Below are 2848 nucleotides of genomic sequence, written 5' to 3'. Positions count from 1 at the left end.
TGTCCAGGTCGAAGTTCTCGGTCAGCGAGACGACCTTGACCCCGCGTTCGCGCAGCTCGGTCACCACGGTCAGCACGAGCGCGCAGCTCAGAGTTCGAGCCGAAAAGGAGGTCGTTGACACGGCTGCGGTCGACGTGACCTCATCGCGACGGGGTCACTCCACTCTAACTGCAAGGCCATTTTCCGCAAGGACTCACGACGCTCTGCTTGGCCCACCTGATTTGGTGAGGAGTTAACGAGAGGCTGCCGTCGTTCCAGAACGTCACCGCTGTTACGTCATGAGGGGACGGGCGTGACATGACTCGATCCTCCACAAGAGGTCGGGCCGTCACCAAACCCGGGCGGTTCACAGGTCGCGCCTACGCCGAGGACGTCCTCGACGGTGACCGGTGAACCCGCGCTTGCGGTAGACGCGTCGACGCACCTGGCGGCCTGGTTGTGGTGTACCACCCATCAGTGATGCACCACAACCAGGCCCCGTTAGGTCCTGTGCAGCACGTAATCTAGCCTACGCCGAAATGGTGCCTGAGGTTTTCCGAAACGGGAGCCGCAACGTTTCCGAGCACATCACCAGTTGCCACCACGCCATGACGCAAGCTGTTAGGCACCCACCAGGCCTTCGCCATTTCCCTAATAGTGTAGCCGCCCCTCTTGAAAATCTTGACAATTTTGTCGCCCGTCAACAATTTGTCAAGATACCTCGCGCTGACTCCAAGCAATGCGCCGGCGATCGTTTTCGCGATAATCTTGGCAATTACCCCGATATCGCGAAGATCCTCACCGCTGAGAGAGGCTTCGACGAGGCCTGAGATGCCACCAGAGGCAGCCCCGCCGACTCCGGCGCAGACAGCTGGCAACTCGGGGATGGCGGCCAGGCACAGCGGGATGGCAATCATTGGAACCACAATTGCGACCGCGTCCACAATTACCGCAATCGCCCAGGCAGGCAAGGCCTGCGTGTCGATGTTTGTTATGCCGATGAAGAGTCTGTGCTCTTTAACATTTACGGTGACTCGTTCTGGGATAATATCGAAGTGCTTGACTGCTTGAGCCATGTTTAGCCGCGGTGGAAGACATCCATTAGGGCAAGGTGCCACCAGCTGTGGGCTGAGATTATTTTCCACGTTACGCCAGAAGCTCTCGTCATTTTGCGCAATCCCGCGAGCCCTGGCAAGCGCCCACTTATAGTTTCCCTCGGTAAGCCCCCAGCCTGACGTATTGAAATAGATATCGATGTCCTTTTTCGCTGCCGCCGCCTGGGCAGTTGATTTTTCGACGGCGACCTGCATGTCACTCACGCACTTGTCGAGTCCTGACAGCTCGCAGTTCACCTGAGCGGCTCTACTCGAGCTTTCCTCGGCGTTCGCAGGGACAGTCTGGATATTTGGAAGGATGACCGCCACAATGAGGGCGACAATTACTGCGGATCGCATTCGACGCATAACCTATTCTCCTGCAGGTTGAGGAAGCGAGGGTTCGCATAGTGTGCCCATGGGTACAGCAACCCAATTCCATAGGGCTGACGTCTCCGGTAGAAGCTGAAGAGTTTCACAGGCGGCGCCTCGGGGAAGTCTTGCCACTCGTCGCCCATAAAGTGCCGGAGCTGACCCTTGTCGCTGGTGTTGCACTGCGTCCAGTTGACCGGCTTCGAGAGGTAGAGTTTGACGCTGTCGGTGTCCAGACACATGTTCGTGTAGACGTTGCGGAGGGTGTTCCGGGTCCAGTCCCACTCCCATGCGGCTAGCAGGCTGCCGCAGTCGCCCTGGGTCGGGGTTGTGCTGAGGTTCGCCACTACACACTTCTTCGCGCCGAACGTGCCTTGGATACGGATCACTTGCTTCCCGGCCTGTGCGGGTGCGGCGGCGATGGCCAGCGAGCTGGGGACCACTTGCAGGGCGACGAGCGCATTCAAAATGCGCACGTTCTTTCAAGCCATGGGTGGCTCCTTCCGTGCATTGAGCCAGATGAGTTGTTCCATCTGGCGGAGCACCCCCGAGTGACCGCGAACATAGGTCGCCAAACTGTCCACTCGACACACCAAAAACTGTCCAATCACCGCGCTGTCCGCCTTGGCGGCCGGCCGGACTGTGGGTCGCTGACAGCGGGATCTTCGGCAGCTCGTATGCCGGTGACGAGGCGTACTTGCGCTGGCTGGAGGAGCGCAGCGAGCACGCCGACCGCCCGCCGAGGACCGCTGGGCAGCTGGGCGGCATCGCTACCTCCTCCCCCGGGGTCGCCGGGGCCCTATCCGGCTCAGCCGGAGGCACCCAAGGGGTACGAGGCCGCCGCGGTCAGGGTCTGTGTTCGGCGATTCGGGCGAACGTTGTCACGTCCAGTTGCTCGCCGCGGGCCGAGGGGTCCACGCCGGCCGCTCGCAGCGCCTCCTCCGCCTGTGCTGGGCTGCCCGCCCAGGACGCCAGGGCGGCTCGGAGGGTCTTGCGGCTCTGGGCGAACGCCGCGTCGATCACGGTGAAAACCTCTTCCCGCGACGCGCTGGTGGTTGGTGGGTCGCGTCGCACCAGCGAGACGAGGCCGGAGTCGACGTTGGGCACCGGCCAGAAGACAGTGCGGCCGACGGGTCCGGCCCGGCGCACGTCCGCGTACCAGGCGGCCTTCACGGTATCCAACGGACTTCTTGCTACTTGGTGATCTTGGTCGACACCGTTCTAGCAGGAACTCCGTTGCCTATTTCAGGCGGCTTGACAGCCGCACTCCAACCCCAAACTTCACGGCCTTGGGGCTAGTCCCTCACACTGCCCTCGACCGCTGCTGGGGTGCCACACGAATACGGCAGAAACGGGCCGCGGGGTGGTATAGCTGCTGGTCAGCGTTGGGCGAGTGCTGCGTA

General features: G+C 61.5%; 2 protein-coding genes and 1 pseudogene. All 3 read right to left on the bottom strand.

Annotation, left to right across the window (positions count from 1 at the left end; all coding sequences use genetic code 11):
- Positions 1-503: 503 nt before the first annotated feature.
- Positions 504-1331, bottom strand: coding sequence for a hypothetical protein (locus DQW85_RS44830; RefSeq protein WP_162795350.1), 828 nt, complete (start codon positions 1329-1331; stop codon positions 504-506).
- 86 nt (positions 1332-1417) lie between these two features.
- A complete protein-coding gene (locus DQW85_RS24915) occupies positions 1418-1921 on the bottom strand; it encodes a hypothetical protein (protein WP_113702424.1) in 504 nt (167 codons plus the stop codon).
- A 370-nt stretch (positions 1922-2291) separates the two neighbouring features.
- A pseudogene (locus DQW85_RS24910) lies at positions 2292-2621 on the bottom strand (ribosomal RNA small subunit methyltransferase A); the annotation flags it as partial.
- Positions 2622-2848: the final 227 nt, after the last annotated feature.

It is taken from the genome of Nonomuraea lactucae (assembly GCF_003313395.1).
GTDB lineage: Bacteria > Actinomycetota > Actinomycetes > Streptosporangiales > Streptosporangiaceae > Nonomuraea > Nonomuraea lactucae.
This window is presented reverse-complemented; position numbering and strand designations above follow the sequence as displayed.